The 20289-nt window shown below is 62.2% G+C and carries 19 protein-coding genes; 9 read left to right on the top strand and 10 right to left on the bottom strand.

The annotated features are described in order from the left end of the window. Window positions 1-33 precede the first annotated feature (33 nt). The 4 genes from HCR76_RS04455 to HCR76_RS04440 all read right to left on the bottom strand — a co-directional run bounded on the left by HCR76_RS04455 (window position 34) and on the right by HCR76_RS04440 (window position 4167). A complete protein-coding gene (locus tag HCR76_RS04455; protein ID WP_166988596.1) occupies window positions 34-1146 on the bottom strand; it encodes a MerR family transcriptional regulator in 1113 nt (370 codons plus the stop codon). Window positions 1147-1524: 378 nt separating this feature from the next. Then, window positions 1525-2361 carry an SDR family NAD(P)-dependent oxidoreductase gene (locus tag HCR76_RS04450; protein WP_166988594.1) on the bottom strand — a complete coding sequence of 279 codons (837 nt, stop codon included), beginning with the start codon at window positions 2359-2361 and terminating at the stop codon, window positions 1525-1527. Between the two features lie 69 nt (window positions 2362-2430). Then, a complete protein-coding gene (locus HCR76_RS04445) occupies window positions 2431-3000 on the bottom strand; it encodes a TetR/AcrR family transcriptional regulator (RefSeq protein WP_166988592.1) in 570 nt (189 codons plus the stop codon). Window positions 3001-3051: 51 nt separating this feature from the next. Beyond that, window positions 3052-4167: a mannose-1-phosphate guanylyltransferase gene (locus HCR76_RS04440; RefSeq protein WP_166988590.1), complete on the bottom strand. Its 1116-nt coding sequence runs from the start codon at window positions 4165-4167 to the stop codon at window positions 3052-3054. A gap of 265 nt (window positions 4168-4432) precedes the next feature. On the opposite strand from HCR76_RS04440, the gene sdhC reads away from it, so the two are divergent. Genes sdhC through HCR76_RS04420 form a run of 4 tightly spaced genes read left to right on the top strand, consistent with a single transcriptional unit; the run spans window position 4433 to window position 7815 of the window. Continuing rightward, window positions 4433-4765: a succinate dehydrogenase, cytochrome b556 subunit gene (sdhC, locus tag HCR76_RS04435; protein WP_235934120.1), complete on the top strand. Its 333-nt coding sequence runs from the start codon at window positions 4433-4435 to the stop codon at window positions 4763-4765. Between the two features lie 14 nt (window positions 4766-4779). Next, window positions 4780-5229 (top strand): succinate dehydrogenase hydrophobic membrane anchor subunit, encoded by a 450-nt coding sequence (locus HCR76_RS04430; protein WP_166988586.1) that lies wholly within the window; start codon window positions 4780-4782, stop codon window positions 5227-5229. Between the two features lie 7 nt (window positions 5230-5236). Beyond that, a complete protein-coding gene (gene sdhA / locus HCR76_RS04425; protein WP_166988584.1) occupies window positions 5237-7054 on the top strand; it encodes a succinate dehydrogenase flavoprotein subunit in 1818 nt (605 codons plus the stop codon). A 2-nt stretch (window positions 7055-7056) separates the two neighbouring features. Then, on the top strand, window positions 7057-7815 hold the full coding sequence (locus HCR76_RS04420; protein ID WP_166988582.1) for a succinate dehydrogenase iron-sulfur subunit: 759 nt from the start codon (window positions 7057-7059) through the stop codon (window positions 7813-7815). Between the two features lie 73 nt (window positions 7816-7888). On the opposite strand, the gene HCR76_RS04415 is transcribed toward HCR76_RS04420, so the two are convergent. Then, entirely contained in the window at window positions 7889-8860 is a 972-nt protein-coding gene (locus HCR76_RS04415; protein WP_166988580.1) for an FHA domain-containing protein, read from the bottom strand. 155 nt (window positions 8861-9015) lie between these two features. On the opposite strand from HCR76_RS04415, the gene HCR76_RS04410 reads away from it, so the two are divergent. The 4 genes from HCR76_RS04410 to HCR76_RS04395 all read left to right on the top strand — a co-directional run bounded on the left by HCR76_RS04410 (window position 9016) and on the right by HCR76_RS04395 (window position 12873). Further along, window positions 9016-10161 carry a YihY/virulence factor BrkB family protein gene (locus HCR76_RS04410; RefSeq protein ID WP_166988578.1) on the top strand — a complete coding sequence of 382 codons (1146 nt, stop codon included), beginning with the start codon at window positions 9016-9018 and terminating at the stop codon, window positions 10159-10161. Between the two features lie 72 nt (window positions 10162-10233). After that, entirely contained in the window at window positions 10234-11085 is an 852-nt protein-coding gene (locus HCR76_RS04405) for an exodeoxyribonuclease III (protein WP_166988576.1), read from the top strand. A gap of 34 nt (window positions 11086-11119) precedes the next feature. Beyond that, window positions 11120-12124 carry a tryptophan--tRNA ligase gene (gene trpS, locus HCR76_RS04400; protein ID WP_166988574.1) on the top strand — a complete coding sequence of 335 codons (1005 nt, stop codon included), beginning with the start codon at window positions 11120-11122 and terminating at the stop codon, window positions 12122-12124. Beyond that, window positions 12121-12873 (top strand): HAD family hydrolase, encoded by a 753-nt coding sequence (locus HCR76_RS04395; protein WP_166988572.1) that lies wholly within the window; start codon window positions 12121-12123, stop codon window positions 12871-12873. The genes trpS and HCR76_RS04395 overlap by 4 nt, the downstream gene beginning before the upstream one ends. Before the next feature lie 73 nt (window positions 12874-12946). On the opposite strand, the gene glpK is transcribed toward HCR76_RS04395, so the two are convergent. The 3 genes from glpK to HCR76_RS04380 form a co-directional block, all read right to left on the bottom strand. Further along, on the bottom strand, window positions 12947-14461 hold the full coding sequence (gene glpK, locus HCR76_RS04390; protein WP_166988570.1) for a glycerol kinase GlpK: 1515 nt from the start codon (window positions 14459-14461) through the stop codon (window positions 12947-12949). A 67-nt stretch (window positions 14462-14528) separates the two neighbouring features. Then, window positions 14529-15287 (bottom strand): MIP/aquaporin family protein, encoded by a 759-nt coding sequence (locus tag HCR76_RS04385; RefSeq protein ID WP_166988568.1) that lies wholly within the window; start codon window positions 15285-15287, stop codon window positions 14529-14531. Between the two features lie 137 nt (window positions 15288-15424). Beyond that, window positions 15425-17155: a glycerol-3-phosphate dehydrogenase/oxidase gene (locus HCR76_RS04380; protein WP_166988566.1), complete on the bottom strand. Its 1731-nt coding sequence runs from the start codon at window positions 17153-17155 to the stop codon at window positions 15425-15427. Window positions 17156-17277: 122 nt separating this feature from the next. Here HCR76_RS04380 and HCR76_RS04375 point away from each other — a divergent pair, with 122 nt between their 5' ends. Beyond that, a complete protein-coding gene (locus HCR76_RS04375) occupies window positions 17278-18249 on the top strand; it encodes a sugar-binding transcriptional regulator (RefSeq protein ID WP_166988564.1) in 972 nt (323 codons plus the stop codon). Window positions 18250-18261: 12 nt separating this feature from the next. Here HCR76_RS04375 and HCR76_RS04370 read toward each other — a convergent pair whose 3' ends face one another. Further along, entirely contained in the window at window positions 18262-19458 is a 1197-nt protein-coding gene (locus tag HCR76_RS04370; protein WP_166988562.1) for an acyl-CoA dehydrogenase family protein, read from the bottom strand. Between the two features lie 12 nt (window positions 19459-19470). Further along, window positions 19471-20277 (bottom strand): alpha/beta fold hydrolase, encoded by an 807-nt coding sequence (locus HCR76_RS04365; RefSeq protein WP_166988560.1) that lies wholly within the window; start codon window positions 20275-20277, stop codon window positions 19471-19473. Between the last annotated feature and the right edge of the window lie 12 nt (window positions 20278-20289).

The following is a 20289-nucleotide window of genomic DNA, read 5'->3' as shown; positions in this document are numbered from 1 at the left end:
AAGCGTTGAAACCCCGCGGAACTGCGAAGCGAGTCATGCGAGCCGGGGCATGACCAGTGAGATGAAGTCCGGTTGACCGGGCGAACGCCACACTATCGCTTCGTCCGGTTCACGGACATCACAGACGAGTTCGCGCGCGACTGCTGCATTGGCAATGGACGCCAGAGCAAGGCCCGAAAGTTCAAGAGACACGGCTGCACCGCTGGCGAACCCTGAGAGGGTCCGGTTTCCCACGGCCAGCTGACACTCGCTGCCCGTTGAGGTCAGGAACACGCTCAGACTCTCAGCTGACGAAGCGAGATGGAGCGTGTCGGCTCGATCGAAGACGAGTCTGCTCCACGCTTCTCCATCTTCGAGGCCAAGGTGATGGACGCTGGGGAACCTGTCTGGTTTCGAAACCAGCTCGAGCACCTCACCTCGCGAGTCTCTGAGTGAGACAGAGGCATCTTTCCCGCGGTGATCGCGACCAGTCGGAGCCTCAATGACAAGCTCAACGAGTTGACGCGCTCGAAGCCACTTTAGCGCTGGCGTGGAGTCGACCCGCACTCTCGCAGGAGGACCATCGATGCTCATTGCGACGTCCATTCGCCCCATCAAAAGATACCGGTCAGTCGCGGTCACCGACACCGAGTCGGTACCGGCGTCAATCAGCACACCATCGAAATCGGGGTCGCCATGGGCAGACGCAGACTGAACCTGCCGGATTGCCGACCCGAGTACCGCTGCATCGAACTGAACACAGGTGCGACGCACAGGGTTTGGGTCGAGGCGAGCCCTCGAAGTGACTGTGAAATCCGCAACCAACTCTTCTGCGGCCGTCGATCGTTCCTGGGCATTCGCCAACCACTCATCCAGTATGTTCTCCGCGTCCGCGGCATCGCCATCGAGCACGGCTTTGATTCGCTCCAGGCTGAGGCCCGCGTCCCTCAAACGCCGTATCCAAATCGCTCGCTGCTGCTGCTCAGGGTGGTAGTAGCGATAGCCGGTTCGGTCATCGACTGCGGCAGGACGGAGCAGACCGTTCTCCCCATACTGTCGAAGCGCGCTGGCGCTGAGTCCCACCGAGTGAGCGAACGCGCTGATCGTCTGCAAACGACGCCCGCTAGCTCTCAACTGCACATCGACGGACTCGTGAAACTGCTCCATGGAACCATCATCAACGCTCACCCTGGCTGAAGGTCAAGAACTGCGCTCCGACGCAGTATCTGAATTGTCGAGCTGCTGGGCGGTGCTCGATACCGCAGTCGCCGAGTTTGAGAGTCACGGCGAGAAAACGACGTCTCCCACGCTCAAAGCAGGCCTGGTGCGCCGTTGAGCCCGACCATGTGCGAGCGCGCCCGCCGCTCTCTGGCGGGAGTGAACCCGGCTCCATCGCGGCCACGCTTCGTGCACGAGGTCAGGTTCATGATCGTGCCCGGCGTTGCGTCCGACGGCGACGGACAATCCTCTGGATGAACCGAACCGCTGCACTGTCTGTGTCGAAACGGAGTACCCCGCATTCACGAAGGCACTCCGTTTCGCTACTTATCGTTCCGTGTACTCCTTCGCAGCGTCAACCACGTCCGTTGAGAAGCTGCCCTGGGTGACGGCAGTAGCGCCACCATCGACAGGAATCGTGACACCTGTCACAAAACCCGCGAGATCGCTGGCGAGGAACGTCGCAACCTTGGCGATGTCGTCGGCCTGGCCGACGCGACCGATCGGTTGTGTCGAACCAAGCTTCTCAGCGAGAAACTCTGCAAATGGTTCGGCGTCCTCCACCGGTACGCCGAACGTACGGGCCATGATCGGCGTCATAATGATTCCCGGCGCGATTGCATTCGAACGAATGCCATGAGGAGCGAGCTCTGCCACGGCCTGTCGAACGATGCCGACAACTGCGTGCTTGGCGATCGTGTAGCCAGCAGCCGACCAGCCGCCTTGAAGCCCAGCAGCGGACGCCGTCGAGATAATCGAGCCGCCAGTTCCTTGTGCCTGAAACTGCTTCGCGGCGTACTTGTGACCGAGCAGCACCGAGCGAGCAAGAAGCGCGACCGTGCGGTCGAAGCCCTCGGACCCGAGCTCTGTCATGGGTGCCGGGTCTCCCCCGGCACCGGCATTGTTGTACATCACGTCGAGTGAGCCGAAGTGTTCGACGGTTTTCGCGACAACGGCTTCAATTGCCGCTTCGTCTGTGACGTCAGTATGGCAATAAAAGACGGCGTCCCCGAGCCTCTGCGCGATTCCTTCACCAAGCTCATCCTGGATGTCAGCCACAACGACACTCGCGCCTTCAGCGACGAAGCGCTCGACTGTCGCGAGTCCGATCCCGCTGGTGCCTCCGGTGACGATAGCAACTTTTCTTTCTAACAGCCCAGTCATGTGTTTCCTCACTTATCTGGCCCGGTTTTGCGTACGCCGTCCGGCGGGCCGGCCTGTCGGCGGCATGCATCATCTCTCGATGAGGTCTCCTGTTGAAAAGGCTTCGAGGGACTCAAGAAATATCTGCTCGGGATCCTCGCCCGTCGTGATCATCTCTTCAAGCGAGATGCGCGTTGCACTGGCAACTGCGGCCGCCACGGTCCGGGCAAAGACGGAATCCGTCACGATGCCGAGCCGAGACGCCAGAATCGGCGCAAGCGAGCGTTCGCCGTCGTGCACCTTGCGAAGGAAGACCGACCACATCTCGGCATCCGCGAACACGAGAGGAAAAAGATTGCGAGTTCGATCGGCGACGTCTCCTCCGAGCATCGCACGGTATCCGTCGCGCAAGACGGATTGAAGTGGAACGTCCCGTGGGGCAGCGGCAACCGCCTCATTGAAAGTGCGCGTTGTCCAGTCGAAAACCGGACCGACGCTCTCAGCCTTGATCGGAAAGTAGCGGTAGAAACTTCTCTCGGCAACCTCGGCTTCCCGCGCGATCTCAGCAACGGTGAGATCTGTGGTCTTGTGCGCGATGTAAATTGCGCAACACGCCTCAGATACACGTAATCGAGTTGCCTCAAGCGCCTTGCCAGCCATAGGGCAACTCTACCAAAAAATGGCAGAAACTGCCACTTTTGACTCGAGCTGCTAAAGAACGTCGTCGCGACCCGAGATCTTCAGGGCGTCGACGACGCCCTTCACCCGCTGCGCGTTCTCGCTCGTCGTGACGAGCAGAGCATCAGGAGTATCGACGACGACGATGTCTTTCACGCCGATGAGGCTGACGACGCGGTCGCTGTGCGCGACGACGATTCCGCTCGAGGCATCAGCAAGCACGCGAGCATTCTCTCCGAGGATCGCGAGGTCACCGACGCGTCCGTTGGAGTTCAGCTTGGCGAGAGAGGCGAAGTCCCCCACATCGTCCCACCCGAAGTGGCCGGGAACAACGGCCATGCGCCCTTTCGCCGCCGACGGCTCGGCGACCGAGTAGTCGATCGCGATCTTCTTCAGCGTCGGCCACAGGCGATCAACAGCCGGGCCACGCGTCGTCGGGTCGTCCCAGGCAGCAGCGAGTTCGATGATCGTGTCGTGCAGTGCGGGTTCGTTGCTCGCCAACTCTGCGAGCAGCACGTCGGCACGCGAGATGAACATTCCCGCGTTCCAGAGATAGCCGCCGTCGTCGACATAGCTCTTTGCTCGCTCGATGTCGGGCTTCTCAACGAACGAGTCGACGGTCAGCACGCCCTCCGTCTCATCGATTGAGAGCGGTGCCCCCGTCTTGATATAGCCGAAGCCGATTGCCGGCTCGGTGGGACGGATGCCGATGGTGGTGATGTATCCGGCATCCGCCGAGAGAATCGCCTGCTGTACTGCAGAGCGGAAAAGTCGGTCGCCGCGAATGACGTGATCTGCCGCGAACGATCCGACGATGACATCGGGCTCGCGATGCTGCAGAATCGCAGCGGCCAGGCAGATTGCAACTGTGGAGTCCCGCGGGTCTGCCTCGAGCACGATGTTTGCGTCGCTGATCTCGGGAAGCTGGGCTTCCACGGCAGCGCGATGAGCGCGACCGGTCACCACCATGATTCGATCGTCGCCGGCGACGGGCGCAAGACGATCCCACGTGGCGCGCAGCAGCGTCACGCCAGAGCCCGTGAGGTCGTGCAAAAACTTCGGGGCGTCTGCGCGCGACAGCGGCCACAGTCGAGAGCCGATGCCGCCGGCGGGGATCACGCTATAGAAGCGTCCTGAAGGACTTGTCATGCTCCCACGATATCTGCACAGTCATCGGCATCCCCTCGGCAACTATCTCGACGTCGAGACACTTAGGGTCCCCTTAGGGGCAGAGCGCCCTCAGAGCGGCATAGACTGGACACCAGCGCCATGCGCTCGCCGGCCGTCCGGCCGACGCACAATGCGAACCGTCAGGGAGGGTCGTTCCGTGTCAGCGAAGACTGCAGGGACTCCACCAGTGTCAGCAACCACGTCGAAGCGTCCAGCAGGGACTCTCTACCGTGGCCGCGAGGGCATGTGGTCGTGGGTTCTGCACCGTATCACCGGTGTTGCCATCTTCTTCTTCCTCCTCGTGCACATTCTCGACACTGCCCTCGTGCGTGTCTCGCCCGAGGCTTACAACGCCGTCATCGGCACATACCAGACCCCGATCATGGGGCTCGGTGAGGTCGCTCTCGTTGGCGCCATCGCGTACCACGCCTTCAACGGCATCCGGATCATTTTGATTGATCTGTGGAAGAAGGGACCCACCTATCAGCGGGCGATGTTCTACATCGTCATTGTCGTGTGGGTCATCACCATGCTCGCTTTCGTGCCGAGGCACCTGATGAACGTCTTCGGACACTGAGAAAGGGGAACGACATGTCGCAAACCATTGATGCTCCCCGCACGCCGGCGTATCCGAACCGCTCGAAGGGCACGAACTGGGAGAAGTGGGGCTGGATTTACATGCGCGCCTCTGGCGTGCTTCTCGTCGTGCTGATCTTCGGCCACCTGTTCGTCAACCTCATGGTGGGCGACGGAGTTCACGCCATCGACTTCGCCTTCGTCGGAGGAAAGTGGTCCGATCCGTTCTGGCAGATCTGGGACGGCCTCATGCTGTGGCTCGCGCTCATTCATGGCGGCAACGGCATGCGAACGCTCGTGAACGACTACGCTCGCAGCCGCGGGCTGCGCGGCACCCTCAAGATCGCGATTCTCATCGCCGTCGTCGTGCTGATCGTTCTCGGCACGCTCGTGATCTTCACATTCAATCCGTGCCCTGCCGGCGCTCCTGCCGACCTGCTTCCCTCGATCTGTAAGGGGATTTAACTCAGAAATGTCCAACACAGCTGCGAACTCTGCACCTGCCGACTCGACGATCATCGACGGCATCCATTACCACCAGTTCGACGTCGTCATCGTGGGCGCCGGCGGCGCCGGAATGCGCGCCGCTATTGAAGCGGGTCCCGGCGCGAAGACGGCGGTCATCTCGAAGCTCTACCCCACCCGCTCGCACACGGGCGCGGCACAGGGCGGTATGGCTGCAGCTCTCGCGAACGTCGAAGAAGACACCTGGGAGTGGCACACCTTCGACACGGTAAAGGGCGGCGACTACCTCGTCGACCAGGATGCCGCTGAGATTCTCGCGAAAGAGGCAATCGACGCCGTCATCGACCTCGAGAATATGGGCCTGCCGTTCAACCGCACGCCCGAGGGGAAGATCGACCAGCGCCGCTTCGGCGGTCACACCCGCGACCACGGCAAGTCGGCGGTTCGCCGTGCCTGCTATGCGGCAGACCGCACCGGTCACATGATTCTGCAGACGCTGTTTCAGAACTGCGTCAAGCTCGGCATCAACTTCTTCAACGAGTTTTACGTTCTCGACATCATCATGACCGAGGTCGACGGCGAGCAGCAGCCTGCGGGAGTTGTCGCGTATGAACTCGCAACCGGCGAGCTGCACGTGTTCCAGTCGAAGGCGATGATCTTCGCGACGGGCGGATTTGGCAAGATCTTCAAGACGACATCGAATGCGCACACCCTCACGGGCGACGGCGTCGGCATCGTGTGGCGCAAGGGACTCCCCCTCGAGGACATGGAGTTCTTCCAGTTCCACCCGACGGGCCTTGCCGGCCTCGGCATCCTTCTCACCGAGGGAGCTCGAGGCGAGGGAGCAATCCTGCGCAACGCATCGGGCGAACGGTTTATGGAGCGCTACGCCCCCACCATTAAGGACCTTGCGCCGCGCGATATCGTCGCGCGAAGCATGGTTCAAGAGGTGCAGGAAGGCCGCGGGGCCGGCCCCAACAAGGACTACGTGCTTCTTGACTGCACGCACCTGGGGGCCGAGGTACTCGAGACCAAGCTCCCCGACATCACAGAGTTCGCGCGCACCTACCTCGGCGTCGACCCGGTCACCGAACCCGTTCCTGTGATGCCCACAGCGCATTATGCAATGGGTGGCATTCCAACGAACAACAACGCTGAGGTGCTCTCGAGCAACGACACGGTTGTTCCCGGCATGTACGCGGCGGGCGAGTGTGCCTGCGTGTCTGTGCACGGCTCGAACCGGCTCGGAACAAACTCGCTTCTCGACATCAACGTCTTCGGAAAGCGCGCAGGAAACAACGCTGTCGAGTACGTCAAGACTGCCGAGTTCGTTCCGCTGCCCGAGGACCCGGCGAAAGAAGTGCGCGAGACACTCGATCGCATTCGCAACGGCGACGGGCCCGAGCGCATCGGCGCCCTGCGTAAGACGCTGCAGGACGAGATGGACAAGAACGCCCAGGTGTTCCGCACAGACGAGACTCTCGATGAGGTGACGCGGACGATCCACGATCTGCGCACCCGGTACATGAACATCTCGATCCAAGACCACGGCAAGCGGTTCAACACCGACCTGCTCGAAGCCGTTGAGCTGGGGTTCCTGCTCGACCTCGCCGAAGTCGTCGTGTATTCGGCCCGCAACCGCAAGGAGTCGCGCGGCGGTCACATGCGCGACGATTACCCCAAGCGCGACGACGAAAACTATATGAAGCACACAATGGCATATCTCACGGGTGACCCGCACTCGGCGGATGCTTCCGACCACATCCGTTTGGATTGGAAACCCGTCGTGATCACTCGTTACGAGCCGATGGAGAGGAAGTACTAGTCATGGCGCAGGTGGTGGAAGAAGCACCGGTGTCAAGCGACCCGACGCAGACCTTTACAGTGACGCTGATCATTCGTCGTTTCGACCCGGATGCTGACACGGAACCGCATTGGGAAGACTTCGACGTCGAAATGCTCCCGACGGAGCGCGTGCTCGACGCCCTGCACAAGATCAAATGGGAGACTGACGGCTCGCTGACGTTCCGCCGTTCGTGCGCACACGGCATCTGCGGGTCGGATGCCATGCGCATCAACGGGCGCAACCGTCTCGCATGCAAGACGCTCATCAAGGACCTCGACATTTCGAAGCCCATCTACGTTGAGGCGATTAAGGGCCTGCCGCTCGAGAAAGACCTCGTCGTCGACATGGAGCCCTTCTTCGAGTCGTACCGCGAGGTGCAGCCGTTTCTCGTCGCCAACAGCAAGCCGGGTGCAGGCAAGGAGCGCACGCAGTCCGTTGCCGACCGCGCGATCTTCGACGACACGACAAAGTGTATTCTCTGTGCAGCATGCACGTCATCGTGCCCCGTCTTCTGGACTGACGGGCAGTACTTTGGCCCGGCGGCGATCGTCAACGCTCACCGTTTCATCTTCGACTCTCGCGATGACAACGCGCAGGTGCGCCTCGACATCCTCAACGACAAAGAGGGAGTCTGGCGTTGCCGCACGACCTTCAACTGCACCGAGGCGTGCCCCCGTGGCATCCAGGTGACCAAGGCAATCGCCGAGGTCAAGCAGGCGATCATGCGCGGCAAGGCATAGCCTGCTCCACGCTGAACCGTAGAAAATCTCGAGGGCCGCTGATTCGTCAGCGGCCCTCGAGCTTTTCTACGCTCTAGGCGAGGGGAACGCCAGGCATAACCTCAATGACGTTGCCGTCCCCGAGATCGATAAAGGTGCCGGCGGGAACGGCGACAGACTCCCCCGCAGCCAGGCGGCGCCACTGGGCGCCAGGCTCGATGATCGACGTGCCATTTGTCGAGCCCAGATCAGAGACAACGACGGCGTCGCCCACCTGCCGTACGTCGAGGTGAGTCGCAGACACCGTCTTCGTCGGGGACAACAGTGGCACAAGTCGCGCATCTCCGCCCGACGCGACACGTGGGCTGCGCCCGAACCGGTGCGGCAGATCGAGCCCGAACGCCTGACCGCCATTGACCCGGTACCCGAACATCTTCGTCGGCGGGGTGTGGGGAACATTCGCCAGTCGAACGGGGCCCGTCACTACGACTGATCCGGGAACTCGGGCAACGGTCTGACCGTCATGTGCATCTGCGTGCGCGTCGAGCAGCACAGATGAGGAGCTCTCGTGGCTCGATGGAGCGTCGGATGCTGTCTCCCGCTCCGCGTGCCCGATCGACACGTCGACGCGTGACACCGCCACAACTCCCGCGGCGAGGGGCAGCTGCGGTGTGGCAGCGTCCGTTTGCGCACCGATGGCCACGTGCGTCACGTGCTGCAGACTGGTGCGCAGCCAGGGCGAGCTGCCGCTCGGTGCAATGTGCTGGGGCGCTCCAGCCGCAGCGACGTCGAAGCCGGTGGGTCCATTGACTAGGGCCATGAGCGAGGCACCATCCGCACGCTCAACGATGTCGCCGATCAATACGAACGAGAGAGGGCGCCCTGCGGACTCCGCGGGCATGATTCCCACGAGCGATTCAAAATCCGCGCCATCGCTGACCTGTTGCCACAGATGTTCGACAAGGCGCGGATCAGCACCGGGGTCAAGAGCGATGAGAGTACGGTCTGTGGCAATCACGAGAGAAACGGGGGATGCCGATGACACATAGCGCAGGCTGACAGCCACGTAGAGTCCCCTTTACTCTCGAGTGTCCCGACGTCTCGCGCCAGGCTTCTCCCATTGTTTCGCAGTTGAGGCCCCGACGCGAGTCTCGGCCGTCACAATCTCGCAACACGACGAGGCAGCCGCCCATCGAGCAGCAGCCCCGCTACGCTGACAACGTGGCAACCCTGTTTCCCTCCCGCGAACCTGACGTTCATACGCCGGGTGAGACGCGGGGTGCTGGCAGACCAGGTAGCCCGTGGCTCGTGAGACCCGTCGACACGGTAAATCGCATCGGAACGCGACTGTCGCGCAATCGCGTCTACCGCGTCGTGCAGCACTACCTGTGGGAGGACGGCAACCTCATGGCTGCGGGCATGAGCTTCTACGCCGTCTTCGCCGTCTTCGCAGGTCTGGCAGTCGGGTTCACAATCACCGGCGTGTGGCTGTCGAGCAACGATGCTCTCGTCGCCTCGCTGATTGAGATCATCAATTCGACGGTTCCCGGTCTCATCGGCCCACAGAGTTCCGATGCTCTGATCAGCCCCGAGGCACTGTTCAACACGACCCTGTACGGATGGTGGGGAGCCGTCTTACTGATCGGGCTGTCGTGGACGGCGACGGGATGGATGTTCTACACCCGCCAAGCCGTACGTGCCATCTTCCAGGTGCCGCGAGACTCGCGGAACTTCTTCGTCAAGAAGCTCTGGGATCTCGGCATGGCGTTCGGCATCGGACTGCTTCTTATCGTCTCCGCCTCCGTCAGCATCGTCGGAACGCAGCTTCTTGTGTGGCTCGGCGACCTGCTCGGGCTTGGCCCCCACTCGTTCTTCGTCGGAGCTGGCGGCTCCATTCTCGGCATCCTGATCTCGCTACTCATCAATGTCGTGTCACTCACCGTGCTGTTCCGTGTGCTGTCGCGATTGCCGATCCCTTGGCGCGCGCTGTCGACAGGCGTGTTGCTTGGCAGCACCATTCTCGCCGGGCTTTCCGTCGCCAGTGGTCTCGTTCTTGATAGCGCAAGCCGCAACCCGCTACTCGTCGGATTCACCGTGTTCGTCGCGCTTCTGCTTTGGTTCAACCTCGTGAGCAGGGTGATTTTGCTGTCGGCGTCGTGGATCTCCGTTCAGCTGGCCGACAACGACGTCACGCTGCACACGCCGACAGACGACGAACGCCGCGAAGCTGTCGAGCATGCACGGCGCATCGTCGCCGCAGCCGACGTTCGCGAGGCACGCGAACGGTTCGACAACGCACGGGGGTTCTTTGCACGGGCACGCGCACGCCGTCATCTGAAGAAGGTCATCGACACTGTGCGGCGGTGACCCCGCATCGTTCAACGCTGTTCGGGAACTCAGGAATCCACGATGTCACCGGCTCAACCTAGAATGGAGAACATGGCGAATCAGACCCCATTCCGCATCGCATCCGTCAATGTCAACGGCATCCGTGCCGCGTATCGCAAGGGAATGGGCGAGTGGCTCGCCGACCGAGGCGTCGATGTTCTCGCACTGCAGGAAGTGCGCGCGCAAGACGAGCACGTCGAACAGCTGCTCGGCGACGGCTGGCACATTCTGCACGACGAGGCGACCGCTAAGGGCCGCGCCGGAGTTGCCATCGCCAGCAGACTCGCACCAACGGCGCATCGCACCGCACTCGGTGCCGACGACTTCGACAGCGCAGGGCGCTGGCTTGAAGCCGACTTCGAGGTCGGCGGGCGACCACTCACCATCGTCTCGTGCTACGTGCATTCCGGCGAGGTCGGCTCGCCGAAACAGGTAGAGAAGTACACGTTTCTCGACGCCATGACGACGCGGCTTGCCGAGCTGTCGCAGCACTCTGACTTGGCGCTTGTCGTGGGCGACCTCAACGTCGGTCACCGCGAACTCGACATTAAGAACTGGAAGGGAAACCGCAAGAATTCCGGGTTCCTCCCCGAGGAGCGCGCGTACTTCGACCGGTTCTTCGGGCCACAGGGCGAAATCGTTGAAGGCGTCGACGGAACGAAGGCGCCCGGACTCGGCTGGGTTGATGTCGGTCGCCAGTGGGCCGGCGACGTCGACGGACCATACACCTGGTGGTCGCAGCGCGGTCAGGCATTCGACAACGACACGGGCTGGCGCATCGACTATCACGCGGCAACCCCCGCTCTCGCGAGCACGGTGAAGAATTACGCGATCGATCGCGCAGCTTCGTATGACACGCGATGGTCCGACCACTCGGCCGTTGTCGTCGACTACGCCATCTGATCGCTTCCATTCTTCGTTTCGCTAAGGACTCACGATGACAAAGCCACGCCTCTATTCGGGCATGCAACCCACGAACGACTCTCTGCACGTCGGTAACTACATCGGCGCTCTCGTGCAGTGGAGAAAAATGCAGGAGGAGTACGACGCGTTCTTCTCTGTCGTCGATCTGCACGCTATCTCTGTTCCGCAAGACCCAAAGGAGCTACGAGAGAAGACGCGTCGAACCGCCGCGCAGTACATCGCGGCCGGCATCGAGCCAGAGAAGTCGACGCTGTATGTACAGTCGCACGTTCCGGCCCACGCCCAGCTGGCGTGGGTGCTCGGAAGCATCACGGGATTCGGTGAAGCCAACCGCATGACGCAGTTCAAAGACAAGTCATCGCGCTACGGCTCCGACGCCACAAACGTCGCTCTCTTCACGTATCCGATCCTGATGGCGTCGGACATTCTGCTGTACCAGACAGACGCCGTGCCCGTCGGCGACGACCAGCGTCAGCACGTCGAGCTCACGCGCACCCTCGCTGAGCGCTTCAACTCACGTTTCGGCGAGACATTCGTCGTTCCCGAGGCGACGATCCCCGCCGACAGCGCACGCATCTACGATCTGCAGGAGCCGACGTCGAAGATGTCGAAATCGGGCGAATCTCCGCAGGGCATCCTGTGGCTGTTCGACGAACCGAAGGCCATGCAGAAGAAGATCATGCGTGCCGTCACCGACAATGACGGCATCGTCGCCTTCGACCGCGAGGCCAAGCCCGGCGTCTCCAACCTCATGGCGATCTACTCGTCTCTCACCGGCGCGACGCCCACGCAGGTGACCGCCGAGTTCGACGGTCGCGGGTACGGCGACTTCAAGAAGGCCGTCGCTGAGGCCGTCATCGCCGAGCTCGAGCCGGTGCGCGCCCGCGCGCTCGAGCTGCTCGATGACCCGGCCGAGCTCGACCGGTTGCTCGCCGTCAATGCTGCCCGCGCCACAGAGGTGGCCGATGCGACCCTTGCCGATGTGTACGAGAAGGTCGGGTTTCTGGCCAGACGATGACGCGTTACGCTCTCGCGCTCTTCGACCTCGACGACACGCTCCTCGACCATCGCGGAGCGGTGGTTCGCGGCATCCGGTCGCACCTGGACTCACTCGGCCCGCCATACACCGACGCCGACATTGACGGCGTATCGCTCTGGCACGACCTCGAAGACGCCCACTACCACCGGTACCTCACCGGTGAGTTGACGTTCGCTGAGCAACGTCGCGCGCGTGCTCTCGCGTTCGCGGCGGCACACGGTGTCACCCTGGCTGACCACGACGCCGATGCCTGGTTCGACAGTTATTTCGTGCACTATCGCGATAGTTGGCGGCTTTTTGATGATGCGCTCCCCTGCCTCGATGCCGTGACCTCAGCGGGAGCGAAGCGTGGCGTGATCACCAACGGCGACCCCGATTTTCAACGGGTGAAGTTTGAGCGCACGGGCCTGACTGACCGTTTCGAGCATGTCATCGCTTCGGGAGCCGTTGGGGTGTCTAAACCGGATCCCGCGATCTTCCGTCTCGCCTGCGAACGCTTCGGCGTCCAACCGTCCGAGGCACTCTATGTGGGCGACAGGCTGATGACGGATGCCGTCGGCGCTGCGCGCGCCGGTCTCACCGGCGTGTGGCTCAATCGCTTCGGAGACGACCTTCCCGAGGGCGCGATCGGACACGGAAGCGGAACGGATGCTGCACCCGAGAGCCTCGCCGCCGATAACGGCGTGATCACGGTGTCGTCGCTCGAAGAGCTTGGGGCGCTGATGTGAGCTGACACCTCGTTGTCGTTAAACAGAATGGCCGGAGCACATGCTCCGGCCATTCTGCTGTGCTTTACGTCGACTACTGAACGTCTTCGTCGATCCAGTCGAAGGTCTTCGTTACTGCCTTCTTCCAGAGGCGCAGTTGACGCTCGCGCTCGTCGGCGTCCATCTGCGGCTCCCAGCGCTTGTCTTCAGCCCAGTTCGCCGAGAGCTCGTCAAGGTCGCTCCAGAAGCCGACGGCGAGACCAGCGGCGTATGCAGCGCCAAGCGCCGTCGTCTCGACGACCTTCGGACGAATGACCGGAACGCCGAGCATGTCTGCCTGGAACTGCATGAGCGCGTCGTTAGCGACCATGCCTCCGTCGACCTTCAGCTCGGTGAGGTCAACGCCGGAGTCCGCGTTGACGGCATCCAGCACCTCCCGGGTCTGGAACGCCGTCGCCTCGAGGGCGGCACGCGCGATGTGCCCCTTGTTCGCGAAGCGAGTGAGCCCCACGATCGCACCGCGGGCGTCGGAACGCCAGTACGGAGCGAACAGGCCTGAGAACGCGGGAACGATGAACACGCCACCGTTGTCTTCGACGGTGCGCGCGAGCTCCTCGACCTCGGGTGCCGATGAGATGAGGTTGAGGTTGTCGCGCAGCCACTGAATGAGCGAACCCGTGACAGCGATCGAGCCCTCAAGCGCATAGTGCGGCTTCGCGTCGCCCAGCTTGTAGCCGAGTGTCGTCAGCAGACCGTTCTCGGAATGCACGATTTCCTCACCCGTGTTGAAGATGAGGAAGTTGCCGGTGCCGTAGGTGTTCTTCGACTCACCGGCCTGAAACGCTGCCTGGCCGAACGTGGCAGCCTGCTGATCACCGAGGATGCCGGCAATCGGCGTCTCGCGCAGAAGGCTCGACGTGTGGGCGTGGCCGTAAACCTCGCTCGATGACTTGATCTCGGGAAGCATCGACTTGGGAACGCCGAATACCTCGAGGATGTCGTCGCGCCATTCGAGCGTCTCGAGATCCATGAACATCGTGCGGCTCGCGTTCGTGACGTCTGTCACGTGTACGCCGCCGTCGGTGCCACCCGTGAGGTTCCACAGCACCCAGGTGTCGGTTGTGCCGAAGATCAGGTCTCCGGCTTCAGCCTTCTCGCGTGCGCCGTCGACGTTGTCGAGAATCCACTTGATCTTCGTTCCGGCGAAGTACGTTGCGAGCGGAAGTCCGACGATCGGTTTGAATCGCTCGACTCCGCCGTCCTTCGCCAACTCGTCGACGATGTTCTGCGTGCGGGTGTCCTGCCAGACAATAGCGTTGTAGACGGGCTCGCCCGTGTTCTTGTCCCACACCACCGTGGTCTCACGCTGGTTGGTGATGCCGATGGCGGCAATGTCGTGACGCGTGACGTTCGCCTTCGACAGCGCCTGTCCGATGACCTCTCGGGTGTTCTTCCAGATCTCGCCAGCATCGTGCTCGACCCACCCGGCCTTGGGGAAAATCTGCTCGTGCTCAAGCTGACCGGTCGAGACGATCGTGCCGGCCTTGTCGAAGATGATGGCACGCGAGCTTGTCGTGCCCTGGTCGATGGCAATTACGTAGTCCGCCATGGGGAACTCCTTTGTTTATGCGACTTCGGGTAGAGGGCGGCGGGCCGCTGTGCGGCCCGCCGAAACGTCAGATGAGTCCAGGCAGAAGGCCGGCCGTGCCAGCCCATCCGCCGAGAGCTCCGCCGATGAGAGGACCAACGACGGGAACCCAGGCGTACGACCAATCGCTCGAGCCCTTGCCCTTGATCGGCAAAAGCGCGTGTGCGATACGCGGTGCGAGGTCACGTGCTGGGTTGATCGCGTACCCGGTCGGCCCACCGAGCGAGATACCGATCACGAGAACGACGAGTGCGACGGGCAGGGCTCCCAGTGCGGCGAGGCCTGCAGCATCCCCGTGCTGCCCGAAGGCGATCACGAGGAAGACGAGAACGAATGTTCCGAGGATCTCTGTGATGAGGTTCCAGCCGTAGCTGCGAATCTCGGGTCCCGTCGAGAAGACGGCGAGCTTCGCGCCCGGGTCGTCCGACTCGTCGAAGTGCTTCTTGTATGCCAAGAACACCAGGACGGCGCCGATGAACGCTCCGAGCATCTCAGAGCCGAAGTAGAGGAATGTCGTGCCGAGATTGACCGGCACCCCTTCAACGAACTCTGTGGCGCCGCTCGTGACGATTCCCAGGGTGACAGCAGGGTTGAGGTGTGCGCCCGAGACTGCGGCGGCGACGACACCGACGTAGACCGCGAGGCCCCAACCGAAGTTGATCAGCAGCCATCCGCCGTTGAACCCCTTCGTCTTTGCGAGAACGACGTTGGCGACGACGCCGCCACCGAGCAGGAGCAGCAACGCAGTGCCGACAACCTCGGAGATGAATATCGATCCAAGTGCCATGTGTCTTCTTTGACCTTCCAAATAAGTGCGAGTCCGGGCCGGGTGCCCGGATCGCTGGTGCAGGTGGGTGTAACTCGTCTCCCACTCCAGAATCTAACCGTGTCTCGGTGCTGTAACAAGAGTGAGAGCACTTCGGGTTATGCGGGAGTCGGGGTCTCCCTTCGTCCAGATAGCACGACACCGTGGGCATCGCGCAGTACACGGGCTGCCTCTGCCCGTTCCGCGGCCGCCTCCGCTTCACTCCAGTGGAGCTCAGCGGCGACGATCGGAGTGATCTCATCGAGCAGTTCGTCGGTCACCGCGCCGGTGAAAGCAAGGCTGGTGCGCCGCTTGAGCACATCGATGAGATGAACGACCTGTTCCGTGCGAACGAGATACGCGATCTCTTCGCGAGAGTAGTCGGGAGCATGCTCGAGACGTGAGTCTCCCGTCGCATCGAGTTCGTCGATGACGGATGCGGCCCGTGTGCCGTACCGCTCGAGCAGCACATCGGCGCGGTGGCGTGTGATGGAGTCGCTGTGAGCGACAAGCCACGTCGTGCGCGCAGCATCCGTCGCCGGGTAGCCCTTGCCTCCGCCGATCGGCACGCCCGCCGTTGATACGCTGCGCTCTGTTCCGACACGCGCGAGCACCTCGTCGCCGAGTTGTTCTCCGAGCGCCCTGAACGTCGTCAGCTTTCCGCCAACGAGGCTCAGCATCGGCGTTCCGTCGAGCTCCGTCGGAACAATACGGTAATCGCGCGACACAAAGCCAGGCTGCGTGTCGCCGTGCCCGGGCAGAGGCCGGATGCCCGAGAAGCGGTAGACGATCTGCGAGCGCTCGACGTTCACGTCGGGAAACACGTGCTTCACGAGGTCGAAGAAGTAGTCGACCTCCTCTTCCGTGCACACGGCGGGCTGCGCCGGGTCTGCTTCGATGTCTGTGGTGCCGACCATGACCCGGCCCTTGAGCGGGTAGATGAGTACGATGCGGCCGTCTTCGTGCTCGAAGAAGATCTCGTTTCCGCCGGTCGCCTCGAGCAGTTCCGGATTGTCCAGAACAATGTGCGAGCCCTTTGTTCCACCCATGTATGTGGTGCGGTTTCCGAGTGCCTCATTCGTGAGGTCCGTCCACGGCCCGCTGGCGTTGACGATCACGTCTGCCGTCATTGCGAACGTCTCGCCCGTCGCGTTGTCGCGAAGCGTCACGCCGCCGTCGTCGAATCCAACAGCCTCCACGTAGTTGGCTGCGCGGGCGTGAGGGCCCGTCGCCGTGCCGTCACGCAGCACGTCGAGAGCGAGGCGCTCGGGGTCGTGCACGGACGCGTCGAAGTACGTCGCCGTGTATTTGAGAGCTTTATTCAGCGCGGGATGCTGTTTCAGCGACGCCGAGCGGCCGCGGAACGAGTGTCTGGGCACGGCTCCCCCGTCACGGGAGAACGAGTCGTACATCATCAGGCCGATTTTGATCAGGAATGCGCCCCGCTCGGTCGGCTTTCCCTGCTTGTGCGTCAGGAAGCGCAGCGGAGCAGCCAGAATTCCCGAGAACGTCGAGAAGATCGGCACCGTTGTCTCGAGTGGTTTCACGTAGTGTGGAGCGATCTTCACAAGACCATTGCGCTCCTGAACAGACTCACGCACGAGACGGAACTCGCCGTTCTCGAGGTATCGAACGCCACCGTGGATCATGTGAGATGAGGCAGCGGATGCTCCGGAGCACCAGTCGTTGCGCTCGACGATCGTGACGTCGACACCTTGAAGCGCGAGGTCGCGAAATGTGGAGATGCCGTTGATTCCTCCTCCGATGATGAGCACGCTCGCGTGCGGTCGTTCCGCGATTGCACGCACGGTGTCACGCGTGCTGACGTTGCCGGACTTCTCGCTCGTCATTGTTCACTCCTCATCGGGTACCCATCGGATGCCGCGGTGCGCTGGCCTTCCATCTCTCTCCATCCTCGTCAGAAGCTACACTGGCGTTCAAACTTGATGCACAAACGTGCAAGGAGCGAACAATGGCCAAACACCCGCCGAACTCTCTGTCGGCGAAGTCCCGCGACGCACTGACAGCTGCCCAGCTGTACTACCTGCAAGACCTCACAATGGATGCCATCGCAGACGAGCTTCACACCTCGAGATCCTCGGTATCTCGCCTGTTGAGCCATGCTCGCGACAGCGGTCTTGTCACGATCAACGTGTCGAGTCCGCTCGACGTTCCGCGTCAGCTCGAGTCCGATATCCGCCGTCGCTTCGGCGTCGTCACACACGTCGTTCCGGTGCCCGAACAGACAAGTGACGTCGACAGACTCGACAGGGTCGCACTCACCGCTGCACGAATTCTCGGTGGTTTCGTCGAGTCGAACATGATGATCGGAGTCGCCTGGGGCGCAACGATGACGGCGGTCTCCCGGCATCTTGTGCCCAAGCACACCCACAACTCACGCATCGTGCAGCTGAACGGGGCCGCAAACCCTCGCACGACGGGGCTCGTCTACGCGAGTGAGCTGCTGCAGCGGTTCGGCACGGCGTTTGGCGCAGCCGTTCAGCAGTTTGCTGTCCCCGCGCTCTTCGACGACCCCACCACCAAAGCGGCGATGTGGCGCGAGCGCAGCGTTCGCCGCGTTCTCGACATTCAGCGCAGCATGGACATGACGGTCTTCGGGCTCGGCTCGCCGTTCGCCGTTGTGCCCAGTCATGTGTATGTCGGTGGCTACCTCGACGAGCATGACCTCGCGTCCATGCAGGAGGCGAACGTCGTGGGTGACGTTGCCACTGTGTTTTACCGGGAGGATGGCTCGTCCGACGGCATCGAGATCAACACCCGTTCGTCCGGGCCCGATCTTGACGTTCAGCGCCGTGTGGCCCGCCGGGTGTGCATCGTCTCGGGCGAGAGCAAGCTGCAGAGTCTGCGCGGTGCGCTCGCGGCCGGCCTCATCACTGACCTGATCGTCGACGCCACGACAGCGCGACTGCTTCTCGCATCCTGACTACTCTCGCGGTCATTCAGCCGTGAATGCCTGCATCCCTGTCAGCGAGCGGCCCACCAGCAGCGTGAGCACCGAATCCGTGCCCTCATAGGTGAAAATCACCTCAACATCTGTGAGGTGCCGTGCAATGTGATTCTCCAGCAGCAGACCGTTGCCACCGAGCAGATCTCGAGCATCGCGCACCGTGTTGCGGGCGACGCGCACTGCATCTCGCTTCAGCAATGCCGACATCATTCCGGTTGCCTGACCGCGGTCGGTGAGCTGTGCAATCCGGAAGCACATGCTCTGCAGGGAGACGATGCCGCCCATCATCGTCGCGAGTTTCTCTTGAACGAGCTGCGTCGCGGCGAGCGGCCGGCCGAACTGCTGCCGTTCAAGCGCATGCTTCCGCGCGATCTCGTACACAGCGATGCAGTGCCCGAGCGCTTCCCACGCCGTGCCGATGCGACTTGCCTCAAGCACCCTGCTTGCATCCCGAAAACGCGTGATGCCGGGAAGCACGTTCTCGTCGGGCACGAAGAGCTCGTCAATGTTGATATTCGGCTGCAAAATGGCCCGCTTCCCCACCTTGCCCGTGATCACCGTGGGACTGTAGCCCTGCGGGTACGTTCCATCGGCGTTCTTCTCCATGACGAACGCCTTCACCTGTGCATCGCTGACGTCTCGGGCCCAGATCACGACCAGGTCAGCGTAACTTCCATTCCCGATCCATCGTTTCGCACCGTTCAGCACGTAACCGCCGTCGACCTTGCGAGCGTTCGTCTCCATTCGCGCTGAATCTGACCCGTGATCTGGTTCGGTCATTGCAAACGCACCGATCAGTTCCAAACGGGCCATCCGGCTCAGCCAGCGCTCCTTCTGAGCGTCGGAGCCGTAGCGATGAATCGTCGGCATCGCAAGCGCAGACTGCACGCCGAGAAACGTGTTGATCGAGCCATCGCCACGTGCCATTTCCATCGACACGAGTCCCGTGGCGAGGGTCGAGAGCCCCGGGCATCCATACCCGTCGATCGTCGTGCCGACGATTCCCAGCTCTCTCAGCTTAGGAAGCAGTGCGAACGGAAACTCGGCCCGTTCCCAGTACTCGTTAATCACCGGCAGCAGGTCGTCGCGCACAAATGCGCGAACGCGGCGAACGATGTCGTGTTCCTCGGCGGAGATCTCATCGTCGAAATGAAAGAGATCGGTTCCGTCGTAAACGGGATTCATGTGTGCTCCTCTTCAATGGCCCGTCGACGGGCTCGGTGTGTGAATAAAATCTCGGATGCGGCGAAATGCCGAGTCTGCGGGGTCGTCGTTTAGCACCTCATGCCGCGCATCCGGGTAGATACAGGCGTCGAGGTCTGTCACACCCAGATCGGCAAGAGCGCGCATTGCCTGCCCCACCGGCACGATGCGATCGGCGCTTCCGTGAATCCACTGCACCCGATAGCCGGCCAGCGGGCTCGTCGAGTGCGACAGCTCGTCAAGCACGTCCGCCGCCTCGCGCAACGTGCGTCGCGCCATGGCCCCTCGGTAGACGAGTGGATCGCTGTCGTACGACGTGGCGAAACTGACACGTCGAGACAAGTGCCGAGCACGCACGAGCGACGGTGGAATCTCATCGGCGTGCAGAAACGCATCGATCGCGCTCCATCCCCCGATGACCGGCGACGAGAGGATGATTCCGGCATAGGTTCGGGCCTGGACCGAGCAGTGCCCGACGACCAGGAGTGCCCCGAGGGAGTGGCCGAACAAATAGCTCGGGACGTCTCCATTCAGCTGACGCGACACATCGTTCAGCTCCTCGATGATCGTCTGAATGACATCGTGAACGGAAAGCACGCCAGCGTTCCCGGAGCTCTGGCCATGGCCAGGAAGATCGCACGACGTGCTTGCTATTCCGCAGCGCGCGAGACCGCGTGCGAGATCGTCGTAACGGCCCGAGTGCTCCCCGTAGCCGTGAACGATGATGACTCGAGCGCGCACCGCCTGCGCTGGTGCAACGTTGCGAACGTGTAGCCGGTAGCCGGCAACGTCGCGCTTCATGTGCCTGATCTC

Origin of the sequence: Paramicrobacterium chengjingii (assembly GCF_011751765.2) — a bacterium.
GTDB lineage: Bacteria > Actinomycetota > Actinomycetes > Actinomycetales > Microbacteriaceae > Paramicrobacterium > Paramicrobacterium chengjingii.
The sequence above is the reverse complement of the archived record's forward strand: the minus strand, read 5'-3'. Positions and strand labels throughout refer to the sequence as shown.

What these genes read in the sequence shown, in the direction of transcription:
- HCR76_RS04395 (WP_166988572.1), top strand. Translation starts at nt 12,121, where the DNA reads ATGACGCGTTACGCTCTCGCGCTCTTCGACCTCGACGACACGCTCCTC.
- HCR76_RS04440 (WP_166988590.1), bottom strand. Translation starts at nt 4,167, where the DNA reads ATGACAAGTCCTTCAGGACGCTTCTATAGCGTGATCCCCGCCGGCGGC.
- HCR76_RS04385 (WP_166988568.1), bottom strand. Translation starts at nt 15,287, where the DNA reads ATGGCACTTGGATCGATATTCATCTCCGAGGTTGTCGGCACTGCGTTG.
- sdhA (WP_166988584.1), top strand. Translation starts at nt 5,237, where the DNA reads ATGTCCAACACAGCTGCGAACTCTGCACCTGCCGACTCGACGATCATC.
- HCR76_RS04405 (WP_166988576.1), top strand. Translation starts at nt 10,234, where the DNA reads ATGGCGAATCAGACCCCATTCCGCATCGCATCCGTCAATGTCAACGGC.
- HCR76_RS04375 (WP_166988564.1), top strand. Translation starts at nt 17,278, where the DNA reads ATGGCCAAACACCCGCCGAACTCTCTGTCGGCGAAGTCCCGCGACGCA.
- HCR76_RS04370 (WP_166988562.1), bottom strand. Translation starts at nt 19,458, where the DNA reads ATGAATCCCGTTTACGACGGAACCGATCTCTTTCATTTCGACGATGAG.
- HCR76_RS04380 (WP_166988566.1), bottom strand. Translation starts at nt 17,155, where the DNA reads ATGACGAGCGAGAAGTCCGGCAACGTCAGCACGCGTGACACCGTGCGT.
- glpK (WP_166988570.1), bottom strand. Translation starts at nt 14,461, where the DNA reads ATGGCGGACTACGTAATTGCCATCGACCAGGGCACGACAAGCTCGCGT.
- HCR76_RS04450 (WP_166988594.1), bottom strand. Translation starts at nt 2,361, where the DNA reads ATGACTGGGCTGTTAGAAAGAAAAGTTGCTATCGTCACCGGAGGCACC.
- HCR76_RS04445 (WP_166988592.1), bottom strand. Translation starts at nt 3,000, where the DNA reads ATGGCTGGCAAGGCGCTTGAGGCAACTCGATTACGTGTATCTGAGGCG.
- trpS (WP_166988574.1), top strand. Translation starts at nt 11,120, where the DNA reads ATGACAAAGCCACGCCTCTATTCGGGCATGCAACCCACGAACGACTCT.
- HCR76_RS04455 (WP_166988596.1), bottom strand. Translation starts at nt 1,146, where the DNA reads ATGGAGCAGTTTCACGAGTCCGTCGATGTGCAGTTGAGAGCTAGCGGG.
- HCR76_RS04430 (WP_166988586.1), top strand. Translation starts at nt 4,780, where the DNA reads ATGTCGCAAACCATTGATGCTCCCCGCACGCCGGCGTATCCGAACCGC.
- HCR76_RS04365 (WP_166988560.1), bottom strand. Translation starts at nt 20,277, where the DNA reads ATGAAGCGCGACGTTGCCGGCTACCGGCTACACGTTCGCAACGTTGCA.
- sdhC (WP_235934120.1), top strand. Translation starts at nt 4,433, where the DNA reads ATGTGGTCGTGGGTTCTGCACCGTATCACCGGTGTTGCCATCTTCTTC.
- HCR76_RS04420 (WP_166988582.1), top strand. Translation starts at nt 7,057, where the DNA reads ATGGCGCAGGTGGTGGAAGAAGCACCGGTGTCAAGCGACCCGACGCAG.